13 protein-coding genes and 1 pseudogene are annotated in these 15,684 nt (G+C 66.8%); 10 read left to right on the top strand and 4 right to left on the bottom strand.

Translation table 11 applies throughout. The features are described from left to right. Positions 1 to 183 precede the first annotated feature (183 nt). The 4 genes and pseudogenes from Ssi02_RS12855 (at position 184) to Ssi02_RS39605 (ending at position 2,218) form a co-directional block, all read left to right on the top strand. A complete protein-coding gene (locus tag Ssi02_RS12855) occupies positions 184 to 768 on the top strand; it encodes a DUF4126 domain-containing protein (protein ID WP_204025206.1) in 585 nt (194 codons plus the stop codon). Between the two features lie 273 nt (positions 769 to 1,041). After that, positions 1,042 to 1,653, top strand: a complete 612-nt coding sequence (locus Ssi02_RS12850; RefSeq protein WP_239128859.1) for a hypothetical protein — start codon at positions 1,042 to 1,044, stop codon at positions 1,651 to 1,653. Between the two features lie 56 nt (positions 1,654 to 1,709). Then, positions 1,710 to 1,886 (top strand): annotated as a pseudogene (locus Ssi02_RS39610) (Uma2 family endonuclease); the annotation flags it as partial. Positions 1,887 to 1,975: 89 nt separating this feature from the next. Continuing rightward, complete coding sequence (locus Ssi02_RS39605; RefSeq protein ID WP_307825655.1) at positions 1,976 to 2,218, top strand: PDDEXK family nuclease; 243 nt, start codon at positions 1,976 to 1,978, stop codon at positions 2,216 to 2,218. Between the two features lie 904 nt (positions 2,219 to 3,122). On the opposite strand, the gene uvrB is transcribed toward Ssi02_RS39605, so the two are convergent. Further along, on the bottom strand, positions 3,123 to 5,228 hold the full coding sequence (gene uvrB / locus Ssi02_RS12840) for an excinuclease ABC subunit UvrB (protein WP_275410663.1): 2,106 nt from the start codon (positions 5,226 to 5,228) through the stop codon (positions 3,123 to 3,125). A gap of 672 nt (positions 5,229 to 5,900) precedes the next feature. Here uvrB and Ssi02_RS12835 point away from each other — a divergent pair. After that, positions 5,901 to 6,536 carry an RsmD family RNA methyltransferase gene (locus Ssi02_RS12835; RefSeq protein WP_204025199.1) on the top strand — a complete coding sequence of 212 codons (636 nt, stop codon included), beginning with the start codon at positions 5,901 to 5,903 and terminating at the stop codon, positions 6,534 to 6,536. Between the two features lie 119 nt (positions 6,537 to 6,655). Here Ssi02_RS12835 and Ssi02_RS12830 read toward each other — a convergent pair whose 3' ends face one another. Then, positions 6,656 to 8,290 carry a hypothetical protein gene (locus Ssi02_RS12830; protein WP_204025196.1) on the bottom strand — a complete coding sequence of 545 codons (1,635 nt, stop codon included), beginning with the start codon at positions 8,288 to 8,290 and terminating at the stop codon, positions 6,656 to 6,658. Between the two features lie 757 nt (positions 8,291 to 9,047). Between Ssi02_RS12830 and Ssi02_RS12825 the strand changes: the two genes are divergently transcribed. Next, complete coding sequence (locus Ssi02_RS12825; protein WP_204025194.1) at positions 9,048 to 9,821, top strand: sporulation protein; 774 nt, start codon at positions 9,048 to 9,050, stop codon at positions 9,819 to 9,821. A 292-nt stretch (positions 9,822 to 10,113) separates the two neighbouring features. Then, positions 10,114 to 11,091: an aldo/keto reductase gene (locus Ssi02_RS12820; protein ID WP_204025192.1), complete on the top strand. Its 978-nt coding sequence runs from the start codon at positions 10,114 to 10,116 to the stop codon at positions 11,089 to 11,091. Positions 11,092 to 11,173: 82 nt separating this feature from the next. Here the strand turns inward: Ssi02_RS12820 and Ssi02_RS12815 are convergent, their stop codons facing one another. Both Ssi02_RS12815 and Ssi02_RS12810 read right to left on the bottom strand, forming a co-directional pair. After that, positions 11,174 to 11,671, bottom strand: coding sequence for a hypothetical protein (locus tag Ssi02_RS12815; RefSeq protein ID WP_204025190.1), 498 nt, complete (start codon positions 11,669 to 11,671; stop codon positions 11,174 to 11,176). A gap of 86 nt (positions 11,672 to 11,757) precedes the next feature. Beyond that, positions 11,758 to 12,777, bottom strand: coding sequence for a PIG-L family deacetylase (locus tag Ssi02_RS12810; RefSeq protein WP_204025189.1), 1,020 nt, complete (start codon positions 12,775 to 12,777; stop codon positions 11,758 to 11,760). A 171-nt stretch (positions 12,778 to 12,948) separates the two neighbouring features. Here Ssi02_RS12810 and Ssi02_RS12805 point away from each other — a divergent pair, with 171 nt between their 5' ends. The 3 genes from Ssi02_RS12805 to Ssi02_RS12795 all read left to right on the top strand — a co-directional run bounded on the left by Ssi02_RS12805 (position 12,949) and on the right by Ssi02_RS12795 (position 15,605). Continuing rightward, the gene (locus tag Ssi02_RS12805; protein WP_239128858.1) at positions 12,949 to 14,019 is read left to right on the top strand and encodes a hypothetical protein; all 1,071 of its coding nucleotides are present in this window, start codon (positions 12,949 to 12,951) and stop codon (positions 14,017 to 14,019) included. Then, the gene (locus tag Ssi02_RS12800; RefSeq protein ID WP_204025188.1) at positions 14,016 to 14,696 is read left to right on the top strand and encodes a hypothetical protein; all 681 of its coding nucleotides are present in this window, start codon (positions 14,016 to 14,018) and stop codon (positions 14,694 to 14,696) included. The genes Ssi02_RS12805 and Ssi02_RS12800 overlap by 4 nt, the downstream gene beginning before the upstream one ends. A gap of 72 nt (positions 14,697 to 14,768) precedes the next feature. Next, entirely contained in the window at positions 14,769 to 15,605 is an 837-nt protein-coding gene (locus Ssi02_RS12795; RefSeq protein ID WP_204025187.1) for an inositol monophosphatase family protein, read from the top strand. The last annotated feature ends 79 nt before the right edge of the window (positions 15,606 to 15,684 follow it).

Genomic DNA, 15,684 nt, shown 5'->3' with positions numbered 1-15,684 from the left:
CGGTCAGGAACGCGGTCGGTCGGGAAAGCGATGGTCGGTCAGGAACGCGGTCGGTCGGGAACGCGTCAAGCCTGCTTGATCCCAAGCTCATGCCGGGAGCTTTCCTCATAGAGTCGTAAGTGTCCGTCGTCGAGGACGCCCGACATTTCCTGATCCGGGTTTTGACAGCCCTCCGGAGGCACCATGCTCTCGGCATTGACGGGCGTCGGCCTGTCCACCGCGGCCGGTCTCAACGCCTATATCCCGCTGCTGGTCGTCGGCCTCCTCGCCAACTTCACCGACGCCGTACGGCTGCCGCAAGGATATGCCTGGCTCTCCAACGGTTGGGTGCTGGCCCTCATCGCGGTGCTGCTCGCCGCCGAGTTCGTGCTGGACAAGATCCCGGTCGTCGACCACGTCAACGACATGATCCAGACCGCCGTGCGCCCCGCCGCCGGCGGCGTCGTCTTCAGCGGCACCGAAGCCGCCGCGAACCTCGAAGGCTCCTCCTTCTTCACCGAGCGCCCCTGGCTGAGCTGGGTGCTCGGCATCGGCATCGCCCTCGCCGTCCACGCCATGAAGTCCGCGGCCCGCCCCGTGGTCAACGCCGGCACCGCGGGCGTCGGCGCCCCCGTCGTCAGCACCATGGAGGACGCCGGCTCGCTCGGCCTCACCCTCATCGCCGTCTTCGTGCCGGTGCTGATCATCGTGGCCGTCGCCGTACTGGCCTGGCTCGCCTGGCGCATCATGCGCGCCCGACGCCGCCGCCGCGCCGCCCGCGTTCAGTAGTGACCTGGCGTCATCTCACGGACAGGGACCCCACGGCACCATCCTCGCCCGACTGTGGCATCACCCCGGATACGACACGGCGCCTGGTCACGTGAACCTGGAGACGTGGACACCACGCCGCTCCCACCCGGCCGGAGACCCCGGAGACATGGACACCACGGCGCCGCCACGCCACCCCCGCCCGACATTGACCGGCTCACGCTCTGCCCCGCCGGGATATCCTCGAAACATCTTTGCCGTTCCTGGTGGGGGGTGCCTCCAATAAGCACGCTGTTGACCATCATCCTGGTCGCTCTGCTGTTCATGCTGATCATTGGCGGAGTCGCGATCTACGCGATGGTGCGCCTCGGCAAGGTCGCGGCGAAGAAAGCCCGCGAGGCCACCAGCAAGTTCACCACCCACGTCAACGCGATGGGCACCGGCGAGGCCGCCGAGGTCGAGCGCATGCGCATCGACCTCCAGCGCGAGATCTCCATCACCCGCCAGGCCGTCGACCGCGCCATCCACGAGGGCTGGGGCCTCGGCGACCTCCCCCAGCTCGTCGGCGAGATCAGCCAGCACGCCAACGTCCTCGACGGCCAGCTCGCCGCCTACGCCCAGCAGCGCCGCGTCTCGCCCTATGTCGACCACGTCACCCTGGGCCGCCTACGCGAACACCACGGCAAACTCACCTCCACCTGCGCCCGCATCCGCGCCGACCTCCTCGACAACCAGGTCGCCCACTCCTCCACCGGCATCGGCGAACTCCACACCCGCACCGAAATGGAAATCGAAGCCCGCCGCCAGGCCGGCACCCCGGTAGCCGACCCCCTCGACGAGATCGAAGACCTCTACCAGCGCACCATCGCCGCCGAAAAACCCCACCGCCCGGACGAACTCCGCTGACCCCCCGCGTGGTGAACCGGCTCCCTCCTCGCCCACCGGGAGGATGGACCGCGGACATGCTCGACCGCCTACCTCCCGGCGCGCCGCGACACGTCGAACTCATCGACGGCTCCCTGGTCAAACGCCCTCCCCAGACGGCGTTTCACATGCTTGCGCTGCGCCTGATCGAACACGGCCTGAACCCGTCCGGCGAATATGCGGTGGCGCGCGAGATGACCGTCACGCTGGGGCTACGTCAGCGCCCCGAGCCGGACATCCTGGTGGTCAAGCGCGAGGCTCTCATGCCGAAGGCCCTTCCTTCGAACCGGAAGACGTCGTCCTCGTGGCCGAGGTCGTGTCCGAGGAATCCCGAGAGCGGGACCGCACCACGAAACCCGTCATGTATTCAAGCGCGGGCATCAGACACATGTGGCGGATCGAACAGGTCGATGACAGGCCCGTGGTGTACACATACGAGCTCGATCCCGTCGTTGCGGGCTACGTTCCCACGGGGATCCACCACAGCAGACTGATCATCGATATCGGATTCCCAGTGGACATCGACCTCGGCAGACTCCTCGGCTAGCCGCCTGTTCTAAACGACGGAGCGGTCGGTTTCCAGGCCCATATTCGGCTCACCCACAAGAAGGCGGACGTCGCTTGTTTGCCGCTTCTTCGAGATTGCTCTATACGGACGACTTGAAGCCGAAGTAGCATGAACCTCGAAGCGCGTGTGGCGGATCTGCCGTCCTTCTTCGATCTTGAGCGTGTTTCCCTCAAGGCTGTAGTTGTGCTGTAGACCCGGCGCACGCATAGTGATGCCGTCGGAGTGCGCACCAGGAAAGCAACTGCCGACGTGCCTGTTGAATATGCGGAGGGAAAGCATGACACGAACCACCGTTCACTACGGTCAGGCCTGACAGGCCTTGGGGACAGTGATCGCCCATGCGGTCAGCAGCCCTCTGAGTTGGGTGTTCGCCGCCGCTCTGTGCCTCGCGATCACATACCTGGGCCTCCTCTCGCTCATTAGAGGAGGGGGTAGTCATCGCGTGGAATCGATCGAGTGGAAAAACCGACTCATTGGTGAGTTGAAACTGACCTATAGCACCGACGGCAAGACGTCCGGAAAGCGAGGGCACACCCATAAAGGTGAGCTCTCTTCACCAACCAAAGGGCGGGACTCCCGCCACTGAGGCAAGAATCCGACAACCCGCCGACATGGCCTCTGCCGTACTCGTATAGAGGGCCCTCAGAGTGCCGCCCGAATCACCAAATTCCCGCCTGGAAGCCCTGCGCAGGATCGCGAGGGCGAGGAGAGGGATCCTTCTTAAAAGCACGAATCCGCCGGGAGAGGATCACCCTCCCGGCGGATCGAGTTCACGGTCCTTGGCAGTGTGCCGAGGTCTCGGCCGCGCGCCTGGTTTCCGAGGAACCCGGAACGCAGGGACGCTCAGCTCATGACGGCTGCTGAGCCCGTAGAAGAATGAGCCTCAGCTCACCCCCGCCTCGCGCATGTCGCGGACCTCGCGCTTCAGCTCCTTGAGCTCGTCGCGGAGGCGGGCGGCCACCTCGAACCGGAGGTCGGCGGCGGCCTGGTGCATTTGGTCGGTGAGGGACTCGATGAGGGCCTCGATCTGGGCGCGGGGCATTTCGCCGACGATGGTCTTGGCGTGCTGGCCGGCCTTGGAGGACAGGCCGGGGACGGGGGCCTTGCCGCGGGACTGCTGGCGGGCGCCGCCCAGGAGTTGCTCGGTGTCGGCGTTTTCGCGGGCCATCTGGTCGAGGATGTCGGCGATCTTCTTGCGGAGGGGCATCGGGTCGATGCCGTTGGCCTGGTTGTAGGCGACCTGCTTCTCGCGGCGGCGATTGGTCTCGTCGATGGCGCGCTGCATCGACGGGGTGACCGTGTCGGCATACATATGCACTTGGCCGGAGACGTTGCGGGCGGCGCGGCCGATGGTCTGGATCAAGGACGTCTCGGAGCGGAGGAAACCCTCCTTGTCGGCGTCGAGGATGGAGACCAGCGACACCTCGGGCAGGTCGAGGCCCTCGCGGAGGAGGTTGATGCCGACGAGGACGTCGAACTCGCCCATGCGCAACTCGCGGAGCAGCTCGATGCGGCGCAGGGTGTCGACCTCGCTGTGGAGATAGCGCACGCGGATGCCGTTTTCCAAGAGGTAGTCGGTGAGGTCCTCCGACATCTTCTTGGTGAGAGTGGTGACGAGCACACGCTCGTCTTTCTCCGTGCGGACGCGGATCTCGTGCATCAGGTCGTCGATCTGGCCCTTGGTGGTCTTGACCACGACCTCGGGGTCGACGAGGCCGGTGGGGCGGATGACCTGCTCGACGACGTCGCCCTTGGCGCGGCCCAGCTCATAGGAGCCGGGGGTGGCCGAGAGGTAGACGGTCTGGCCGATGCGGTCGAGGAACTCCTCCCACTTGAGGGGGCGGTTGTCCATCGCGGAGGGCAGGCGGAAGCCGTGGTCGACGAGCGTGCGCTTGCGGGAGGCGTCGCCTTCATACATCGCGCCGATCTGGGGGACGGTCTGGTGGGACTCGTCCAGCACAAGGATGAAGTCCTCGGGGAAGTAGTCGAGCAGCGTGTGGGGCGCCGAGCCCGCGGGGCGGTTGTCGATGTGGCGGGAGTAGTTTTCGATGCCGGAGGCGGTGCCGACCTGGCGCATCATCTCGATGTCGTAGGTGGTGCGCATGCGCAGCCGCTGGGCCTCCAGGAGCTTGCCCTGGCGCTCGAACTCGGCGAGGCGCTCCTCAAGCTCGGCCTCGATGTCGCGGATCGCGCGGTCCATGCGCTCGGGCCCGGCGACGTAGTGGGACGCGGGGAAGATGTAAAGCTCGGTGTCCTCGGTCACGACCTCGCCGGTGAGGGGGTGGAGTGTGGCGAGCTTCTCGATCTCGTCGCCGAACATCTCGATCCGGACGGCGAGCTCCTCGTATTGCGGGATGACCTCGATCGTGTCGCCGCGCACTCGGAAGGTGCCCCGCGTGAAGGCGAGGTCATTGCGGGCGTATTGCATGTCGACGAGCCTGCGCAGCAGGGCGTCGCGCTCGATCTCCTGGCCGACCTTGAGCCTGACCATGCGGTCGACATATTCCTGCGGGGTGCCGAGGCCGTAAATGCACGACACCGAGGCCACGACGATCGTGTCGCGGCGGGTGAGCAGCGAGTTGGTCGCCGAGTGACGGAGGCGGTCGACCTCGTCGTTGATCGAGGAGTCCTTCTCGATGTAGGTGTCGGTCTGCGGGACGTATGCCTCGGGCTGGTAGTAGTCGTAGTAGGAGACGAAGTATTCGACCGCGTTGTTGGGCAACATCTCGCGCAGCTCGTTGGCGAACTGCGCGGCCAGGGTCTTGTTGGGCTGCATCACCAGGGCCGGGCGCTGCAGGCGCTCGATCAACCAGGCCACGGTGGCGGTCTTGCCGGTGCCTGTGGCACCGAGCAGCACCATGTCCTTCTCCCCCGCTTTGACACGCCGCTCTAGCTCGGCGATGGCCGCCGGCTGGTCTCCGGACGGCGTCATCTCGGTGACCACGTGGAAGGGTGCCACCTTGCGCTGCAAATCAGTAACCGGCCTCACCCGACCCACTGTAGGCGTCGCCACCGACAATCCCGACGCGAAGGCGGTGTTCCGCCCCGCGACTTCGGGGGCACTGGTAGGGAAGCGGCGTCTGCGGCGGGAGTGGTCGGCGTGTGTAGGGGATTGATCGTCTCCACGACTCGCGAAGCTTTCTCAGATTGCTCTCCTACCGCGTTGATGGCGAGTTTTGCGGTAGATCCGCTGAGGACCGGAATCGTTCTGCCGTCTCGCCATGGTCCGATTCGCTTTTCCTCCCCCGTTCCGAGGCCATCTACTCTCCCCTGCCGCCCCTGTAGACTCAATGAACTCAATGGCCACTATGAGCTTTATGGGCACCACCTCACGTTTCTGGTGAACGTTCCCGCCTCGGGGGTCCGGCATGGAGCGCTCTCACTTGCCGCAAATGCGCACTCCGGCAGGTCACGGCGGCACTCAATCGCCGCCTCGATCTTTATCGACAGCTCTCAGCGCTATCACACTCGTACGGTGAACAACTGCTTCCCCGTTCTTCCATTTGCCAGGTGCCGATCATCGTTCGCAGCAGGATGAGCGACACCCAGGAAAGGAAGGGGCGCGGGGAGTGGCATTCGCGCTGTTTCAGCGGGCAAAATTCCGTTGACTCCGCAATCGGTGTTCCGAGATTGGATCCGTTACGGAAAGGCCACCTCGATCATGGATGACGCCACGTCCTCCCCGTTCGGCCCCAGCCTGCAGAAATACTGGAACAGGCGATATGAATATTTTTCCAGGTTCGACGAAGGCATCCGGACCGACGCCGAAGGACTCTATTCCGTCATGCCGGAGGACGCGGCACTCGCGGTGGCGAAGGCCGTGCGGGGGGCCGTCGTGCTGGACGGGTTCGCCGGGATAGGCGGGAGCAGCATCGGTTTCGCCCGGGCGGGCAAGCGGGTGATCGCGGTCGACGTCGACGGCGATCGGCTGCGCATGGCGGAGGAGAATTCGAAGATCTACGGCGTGGCGGACCGGATCGAGTTCGTGGTCGGCGACTTCATGGACGTCGTGCAGTCGGCGCGGGCGGCGGTCGACGCCGTCTATCTCGACCCTCCTTGGGGAGGACCGGCCTACAAGGGGCAGGACAGGTTTCTCCTCGCGAGTTTCCTCCCGGACGGCGGCCGGTTGCTGAGTCTCACGCTGCCGCGTTTCGACGAGGTGCTTTTGCGGGTGCCGGAGAACTTCGACCTGACGGAACTCGAAAGTTTCGGCCACCGTTACACGATGTTCGACAACGTCTCCTATGGACGCCTGATCTCCCGCACGGTGTCTTACACCAGGTGGGACCGCACCTAGCCCCTGGGTGCAGCTTGATGGGTGTCCCCCGAAGCCGACCCTGGAAACCGGGCCCTGACCTCTTGTTTCCGCAGCGGAATCCGGAAGCCGGGCCCTCGGCCGATCCGGCGAACAAGACCCTAGCCGAGCAAACGTTTCAACATGCCTGAGATCGGGGCCCTCCTGATTATGGCGATGCCCAGCGCGGACCCCAGGGCCAAGATGAGCAACCGCACGGCGATCAGCGAAAGGTCGATGTCCTTCAGCCACACCCAGTGCGCCTTGAGGGCGAGAACTCCTTCATGCCATGCGTGGCCGGCGAGACCGATGCTCACCGCGCTGTCCACGACGTCGGCGAGCGGCACCAGGCTGAAGATCTGCGCGACCGCGGCGACCACGAAGAGGCTCTGCAGGATCTGCAACATGCGCTGCATACGGAACGACGACGCCAGGGCGAAGGCGCCGTAGGCGCGCGACAACTCGTTGATGGCGTGGTCGAGAATCTCGGGCGCCTTCGCCAGCGGATCGTTGTTCAACTTCGTGATCGTCGAAGGGATCAGTGCGGATCTGAGCCGGGCGACCACGGACCGCGTCCCCGCCACCCCCGGCGCGAAGGAGAACCGATGGTGCGGTGGCGTATAGGCGTTGACCCGCCCCTCGTCCACCCGGTTCATGAGCTCAAGGCGGCTGCGCAGATCGGCCAGGCGCAGCGCCTTGCCGCTGTAGCCGTCGAGGGACTGGTCGTCGAGCTCCTTCAGGCGCCGGACGTCGCTGGCGTAGACAAACTGATCCTCGAACTCCAGGTAGCGCCAAATCCGCGTGTAGTGGCTGACCCAGAGATAGGAGAAGTATTGGAGGAACTCCCCGACGACGGCGGTGTCCGAGCCGGCCACCACCCGGAGCACGGCGCGGGGCTGAATCACCCCCAGGTGGAAACCGTAGGCGGGGAAGACCAGCGAACCCAGCGGCCGGGGCGACCTGGCGGTCATATCCTCCACGAGGTCATAACAAATTCTGTCCGATCGGTCGTACAATCCGGTGGGCTCGTTGGTCACGTCGAGGTCCTCCGCCGTGGGAGCGCACCCGCCGGCGGGAACGGACCTCATTATGACCGTCAATCTGCGGCGTTTATATGCGCACCAGTCAGCGCCTTCAAACTTCTGTTCGCGGTTCGCCCACCGTTTGATATCGCGGAACAGTTTTCTGACGGTCTCGTCCATCGCATTCGAGGCGCACGGGATCGCCGCCGACTCCTGGCCCCCGACGGAGACGACCACGGGGCCGACGGTGAGCCGAAACGCCCTGGTGTCGGCCTTCGCCTCATAACCGTTCCCCTTGAGATATACCGCCAATTGCCGCAGCTCGGCCCTTGTCCACGACGTGGACTTCAACCGGACCACGGCGTCGACCGGGGTTCCGGCGGTTATCGCGTCGAGCAGGCGGCACAGTTGCCGCTCGGCGTGCAGGGGGTTTACCTGGCGGTGGACGGTGTAGGTGCGCACCAGCTTGATCACCCATCCGAGGCCGATAAAACTGACGTGCAGTCTGGTCTCGTTGTCGATGGGACTCTCGATCATGGGCCAGTCCCAGAATTCGCTCGTGGGAGCGATGTACTTCACCATCCACACCATCGACCGCTTGAGATTCTCGGGAAGCGCGAGGCCCTGCTGGGGCGGCAACGTGAAGATGGATTCGGCAATCGCCAGCATCCGGTCGACGCTGTCGACGGGGACGAACTCCTCCACGCTCACCATCGTTATGTCGTTGTCGGACATCTCGATGCTTCCCCAATCGAGATCCGCAGCCGTGTCGGATTGTTCTCCGTACCCCCAGATCCAAGCTCTGCCCTAAGTATGGCCACGGGCGAGCGAAATAGGCGGCAGCCGTTTAAATGTCATCGTGATGTTACCTCCGGAGATCGTTTATACCGGCCCGCAGAAGCCTTGCCGCGGACACAACATTGCGAATATCAATCGATCAAGAAAGCGCGCTCTACTTACGGCATATCCGAATCAGGATTTCAGCGGTCGCCGAAAGCGCCACCACAAGACCCGCGCCACCACAAGATCCGTACCACTACAAGATCGCTGACGCGCCGGACACCACAAGATCCTTAACGCGACGAGCCCCCGGACACCGCGAAGCGGCCCAACCCACCCCCCAAACAACATCAACTATCCGTTAAGCCGTCGGCAACCACGATGTCCTTAACTGTGGACCGACATCACCCGCCACAACAGTCACCGGGCGTGATAGCCCCACACCGCACCACTGTCCCGCCGAGCCGACCTCCCCCAACGCATGGACACGGACCGTGAACTCGGTCTATAACCCAACTCATGAGCCGGCCGAAACCCCGGCACCGATAGCCAGTCCTTGATCCACATTCCCCATCCCCAACACCAGATCCGCTTAAAACCCAGTCAATCAGGGCAAACCCCGACAGCCCGGGAACGCTCCTACCGCCCGGTTCGTTAGCCCCAACGCCCGCCAACCAACGAAAAATCACTACCTCTACTGGGAGATTCCCACATGGTGTTCCGCAAGCTGATGGCCGCCTTCGGTGCCGGTGTCGAGATCGACACCGTGCTCGCCAACTCCAATGTCCGGCCCGGCGAGATCTTGCGCGGGCAGGTCAACTTCCGCGGCGGCGGGTCCGAGCACAAGGTCGAAGGCATTTTCATCGATTTCACCGCCGTGGTCGAGGTCGAAAGCGGCGACAGCGAGTACAACGCCACCTACAGCTTCCTGCGCCAGCAGGTCGCCGGCCCATTCCAGCTCGCCGCGAAGGCCGAGCACTCGGTGCCGCTGGAGATCCCCGTGCCCTGGGAGACCCCGATCAGCGCGATCGGCGGCCACCCCCTGCGCGGCATGCGCCTCGGTGTGGCGACCGAGCTCGCCCTGGCGGGCGCCCTGGACAAGGGCGACCTCGACCCGCTCTTCATCAACCCGCTGCCCGCGCAGGAGCACGTCATCGCGGCTCTGGACCGCGCCGGGTTCCGCTTCAAGAAGGCCGACCTGGAGCGCGGCACCCTGCGCGGCTCCCACATGCCCTTCTACCAGGAAATCGAGTACTACGCGGGTCACGAGTGGTCCCGCCACTTCAACGAGCTGGAGCTGACCTTCATCGCGGGCCCGACCCAGATGGACGTCATCCTGGAAGCCGACAAGCGCGGCGGTTTCCTCACCTCCAGCCAGGACACCTACAACCGGTTCACGGTGAGATACAACGACCACCCCGGCGCGGCCGAGCAGGCGCTGCAGAACGGCCTGCGCGCCATGGCCCAGCGTCGCGGCTGGTTCTAGCCGACGCCGGGGCCGACCGTCCCTCACCGGGCCGGCCCCGATCCGATCCGCAGGCGGCCCGCGCCCCACGGCGCGGGCCGCCGCCTATTTCCCAGGCCTTCGCCGTACGGCACAGCCGGCCCAAACCTCTCCTCGAAGTACGGCACAGCCAGGCCGAACCGAGCCCTGACCTCCTTTTCGGCGGCCCTAATCACATTGAAGTGCACCGCCCACAGGGGTAGAACGATCAGAGGGAGGCCGCGTCCGGCATAGGACCACCCCCTCGACATTCGAACCCCGAAGAAGGACGGTCATGGAATATATGCGCTTGGGCACGACGGGACTCAAGGTCTCGCGCGTGTGCCTCGGCATGATGAGCTACGGCTCGAAAGAGTGGCGCCCCTGGGTGCTCGAGCTGGACGAGGCCGAGCCTCTCGTCCGCCGGGCGGTGGACGAGGGCGTGACCTTTTTCGACACCGCGGACATGTACTCAGAGGGGGTGAGCGAGGAGGTTACGGGTGCCCTCCTCGCCAAACTCTTCTCCAGCCGCGACGACTACGTGCTCGCCACCAAGGCGTACTTCCCGATGGGCACCGGCCCCAACGACAAGGGCCTGTCGCGCAAACACCTTTTCGCCTCGGTGGACAACTCGCTGCGGCGGCTCGGCACCGACCACATCGACCTCTACCAGATCCACCGCTGGGATCCCGAGACCCCGCTCGAGGAGACATTGGAGGCGCTCAACGACCTCGTCCGATCGGGCAAGGTCCGTTACATCGGGGCTTCCAGCATGAGCTCCTGGCAGTTCGCCAAAGCGCTGTTCACCTCCGAGCGGCACGGCTGGGCGAAATTCGTCTCCATGCAAAACCACTACAACCTCGCCTACCGCGAGGAGGAGCGCGAGATGATCCCGCTCTGCCTCGACCAGGGCGTGGGTGTCATCCCGTGGAGTCCGCTGGCCCGTGGCCTCCTGGCGGGCAACAGGTCGCGCGAGGGCGCACAGCTCACGGTCCGCGCACAGAACGACCCGTTCACCGAGTCGCTGTACGACGCATCCGACTTCGACGTGGTCGACGAACTGACGGCGATCGCCAAGGAGCGCGGCCTGCCCCCGGCCCAGGTGGCCCTCGCCTGGCTGCTGCACAAGCCCGGCGTGACCGCCCCGATCGTCGGCGCCACCCGCGTCGGCCACATCGACGACGCCCTGGCCGCCGTCGGCGTACGGCTGAGCCCGGAAGAGATCTCCCGTTTGGAGGCCCCCTACCGCCCCCACGCGATCAAGGGCCACTGACCCCGGCCCAAGCCGCCCGGGCCGGTGCGACCATGGCGAACCGGCCCGGCCTTCACCCCGGCGGCGATCGCGGGTTTTCCCGTCAGCCGTCCGCCGCCGGGAGCCGCACCCACATGTCCGGCGTCCCGGAGATCGGTCGCGCATCCGCCACCCGCAACCCAGCGGCGGCACAGCAGTAGGCCAAGGCGTGGCCCTGATAGAGATACTCGGCGAGGATCTCGCCCGCCGCCAGATGCCCACCCGCGTCACCACCGCCCGGATGGGTGTCGGAGTCCTCAACGACACCGTCGCGAGCCACCATCCCCTGACGGCCGCTCTTGGGGTTGGCATAGAAGCTGTAACAGACGGTGCCGCCCGACAGGCTGCCGGTCACCTCGGGAGTCGAGGGAGCATGTCCCCACGGCTGAATGACAACGCACCCACCGGGCACGTCGCTGATCCCGACGACCTCCAGGCTGCTATCGGCATCGGACCACGGATCGTCCAGAATCCCCGCGACCTCGGCGTCGGCGACCTGCCCTGCCTCAAGCCGCCGAGCGGCCTCCGCCGCACCCATCGGCCCACCCATACCCACTGACACCCGACCATCCTTCATCCACGGAACCAGTCATGACGCTCCTCGGACAGACTTCGACGAACAGGGCGATCATGCCGCATCCGACGGCGTCAGGGCCGCCACCACAGTGGGCCGAAGCCTCCGGTTGGTGGTCCCTCGCGGAGGGGGGTGGGCTGCCCGGAGGGTTCCCTCAGAGGGGCCCAAGGTGGGCAACGGTACATCCGTGCCGTCCACGCGTGATAGCGGCCGCCGCCCCGCACCCGGTAGTCGTGCCGGCCGTACACCGCGAAGACGCGGCGTTTGAGGGCGCGGAGCCGGGGGTCGAGGTTGGGCGGGCGTGAAGTCACGCTGTAGCCGCGGTAGGACACGATTTTCAACCTCGGGTCGCCATACTCGTGGGCGGCGGCCAGGGCGAATCTGGCGGCGGCCACGTGGTCGGGGTGGTCGTGGCCGTGGCCGGGGCCGGAGCCGGGCTCGGGGTCCAGGGTGCGCAGGACGGTGGGCCGGAAGCGGCGGAAAACGGTGGTGAGCACCTCCACGATGTCGCGCCGGTCCAGGCACGGCCGATACGCCGCCGAGGAGAAGGCCCGCGCGCATTCGCCGCGCCGCCGGGCGTGCCAGACGCGGGTGAGGGCGTCGCGGCCGCCGTCGGCGCGGGGGTCGCCGCCGTCGGGGAGGTGGGCGAAGATAAGGCGGATGGCAGGCGTCGCGACCAGGACGTCCATACGCAGCCGCGCCGCGCCCGCGTGCACAAGGCGGCTGCGCCACCGGTTGGGTTTCCCGGCGAGTACGGCATATGCCGTACGGATGCCCTCTTCCCGATCCCTGATGTATTGCAGGGGGTCGTAGTCGTCGTCGAGCCCGGCGGTCGCCTCGCCCGCGGTGAGGAAGACGGTGGCCGTGGCGCGCCCGGAGGCGACGGCGCCGAACATGTCGGGGCTGAGGAAGAGCAGGTCGTCGTCGGGATGGGCGACCACATGAAGGAAGCGCTCGTGGCCGGCGGGTGCCGGGACCAGTGCGGCGGCGTCGTGGGACCGCAGCGTGAAGGGGAGAAACGTGGCGGCGGCCAGGCAGAGCGCGAGCGCCCCCGCGCACGCTCTGCCCGCCCGCCGTTCCACGAGCACCGGCACCGAGATCCCCCAAAGTCTCCCGGCCCCCCGCCGGCGTGATTAACACCGTATTACCTGTGACCTGTGCTTTTCATGAGCCGAAAGTCTGATTCTGTCTCCTCCTTAGGTACGGCTTCCCCTCCTCCTGGGAACTGGTCCGGTGATGACCTTCTAGTTACCATGGCGTGGGGCTTGGATGATCAGGATGCGGGGACGCGGATGGGGCCGTTCTTCACGAAGGTCAAGTCGTTCACGACCTGGGCGGGAAAGAACGCCGACGGAGCCATCGCCCTGGTGCTCGCCATCGTGGTCGGCGGCCTCGGCATCATCCCCGGCGACGTGCTGCCTTCCACCTTCCCTGAGGACGAGCTCATCAGCGGTGCGACCCTGGTGATCCTGGCCCTCGTCGCCACCGCGCTCATCCGGGACCGCGCCCGGCAGGAGCCGGTCGAGAAGGCTTTCACCACCGGCGCCCTGGCGGAGTTGCCGGCCCGGCTGGAAAGCCTGGACCGCCTGGAGAGCCTCGTCGAGGGCACCCGCCGGGCGCTGGACGACGCCGCGCTGGTGCGGGTGCTCGGCAGTTCGCAGGAGATCGGTGCGGCGCTCAAGCGGGCGCGGGAGGACACGAGCCGCTGGTCGTTCAAGGGCGGCACGGGCACCTTCATCCGGGCGGTCACGCTCCCGGAGGTAGTGGCCGCCGCGCGCAAGGACAAACGCCACCTCACGGTCCGGCTGGAGATCATCGATCCGGCGAACATCGACGTCTGCGAGTCCTACGCGCTCTACCGGCGTTCCCTGTCGGACCATCCGGACGGCACCGGCGACCGGTGGTCGCTGGAGCGGGCGCGCATGGAGTCCTATGCGACGGTGCTGGCGTCGTTCTGGTACCGCCAGCGTTACGGCCTGCTCGACATCGCGGTCGGCCTGTCCGGAACCATGACGACGTTCCGGTGGGACCTTTCCGACCATTCCGTGGTGATGACCGTGGAGGACCCCAACCGCGCGATGCTCGCCCTCTCCGGCACCTTCTACTACTTGAGCTGCGACACCGAGCTGCGCACGAGCCTGGAGCAGGCACGCCGGGTGCCGATGGAGCGCTACCGTTCGGCGCCGCTGAGCGACGAGCCCACCATCGAGGAGGTGCTGACCCTCTTCGAGACCATCGACCTGCCTCTGCCCAAGTCCTACACCGACCGCGACATCGCCCACCTCACCCGCAAGGCCCTGCGAGCCAGGGACCCGTACGGCACGGCCCCCACATGAGCACGCCGCCCGGGTTCGCGTTCGTCCGCGAGGAGCTGTCGGCCCGCGGGGCCCGGCCGTACGCGCTCGCCGTGCTCGGCGACCTCGCGGAGGGCCGGTCGTCGCTGGCGGCGGTGCGGCACCCGCTGGGGTTCCTGTGCCTGCCGGTGGTGCGCGACGGGGAGTACGGCGTGTGCCTGCACATTTGGTCGGCGGCCTTCCGGATGGCCGAGCCGACCACCTCCCAGGTGCACTGCCATAGCTGGGACCTGACGAGCTACGTGCTTTATGGGTATGTAAGAAATGTGCTCGCCGACGTGGACGACGCCGATGTGGACCCCACCCATCGGGTGCTCGAAGTGGTCAGCGAAGGCGAACGCGACTACATCCGCCCGACCGCGCGTACCGTGCGCTGCGGGACGGGAGCAGCCGAGGTCTGGGGACCCGGTGACACATATGCGCTGCCCGCCGGGGTCTTCCACAGCAGTGTGATCCCCGAGGGCGGCGAGGCGGCCACGGTGGCGCTCGGGCGCACCGTCCCCGGATCGCCCGATCTGTCCCTGGGGCCGCTGGCCGCGCGCCCCCATCTCGTCACGAGGACCCGGTGCGACGCCGCCGAGACGGCGAGTGCGGCGCGCATGGCCTACGACTTCCTGAGACGCTCAGGGAACACGGCAACGCCCCACAACCACATATAGCCCAGCGCTCAACCCAACCGACCCGGCCGGCGGCCCCGTCAGCACACGACCCGCCGTGACGACAGGAGAAGCATGGAGCTCGATCATGCGAGGAATGTGGCCGTGGAGGCAGCCGAGGCGGCGGGGGCGATGTTGCGCCACGCCCTCGGCACGACCACGGGAGTCCACGCGAAGGGCGACGCGGGGGACGTGGTCACCGACCTCGACCTGGCCGCGGAGAAGATCCTGATCGACCGTGTGCTCGGCGCCTTCCCGGCGCACGCGGTGCTGGCGGAGGAGTCGGGCGCGCTCGGCGAGCCCGGGAGCCGCTGGTCGTGGCTGATCGATCCGCTGGACGGCACCAACAACCTGGCCATCGGCCTGCCGGCCTTCGTCGTCGGCATGGCGCTCTGCGACGGTGAGCGGCCGGTGGTCGGGGTCGTGCACGAGCCGGTGACGGGGCACACCTGGTCGGCGGTGCGCGGCGCCGGCACGACGGGGCCGGCCGGGCCGGTGGCTCCGCCGTACCGCCCCGCGCCGCACGGGCCGGTGCTGGCCTGGACGCAGGGATATGCGGTGGCCCGCGACGATCCGGCGGCGCGCGCGCTGAAACTGGCGATGGAGGTGCGGGCCCGGCGGGTGCTGCAACTGTGGGCGCCGCTGCTGTCGTGGGTGATGCTGGCGCGCGGGGACATCCACGGCATCATCGGCTATCGGACGGAGGTGGTGGACCTGCCGGCGGGCATGCTGATCGCCCAGGAAGCGGGCATCGCGGTGCGCGCCCTTGCCGGCGGGCCGTTCGACGACGCCATCGGCCGCGGCGACGAGGGCCGCAGCTTCGTCGCCGGTCACCCGGAGATGCTCGGCGAGCTGCTGGAGCTCGCCGCCGAGGCCGACCGGACGAGGACGGCGGTGCCGTCCTCCACCTGACCTCAGCCGGTGAGGGTGAACGCAGACGGTGCCGTACTCCGCCAGACCCCAGCCGGTGAAGGTGAACGCAGGCGGCGCC

It is taken from the genome of Sinosporangium siamense (assembly GCF_016863435.1).
GTDB lineage: Bacteria > Actinomycetota > Actinomycetes > Streptosporangiales > Streptosporangiaceae > Sinosporangium > Sinosporangium siamense.
Note: the sequence above shows the minus strand (reverse complement) of the source record. Positions and strands in the feature narration are given on the sequence as shown.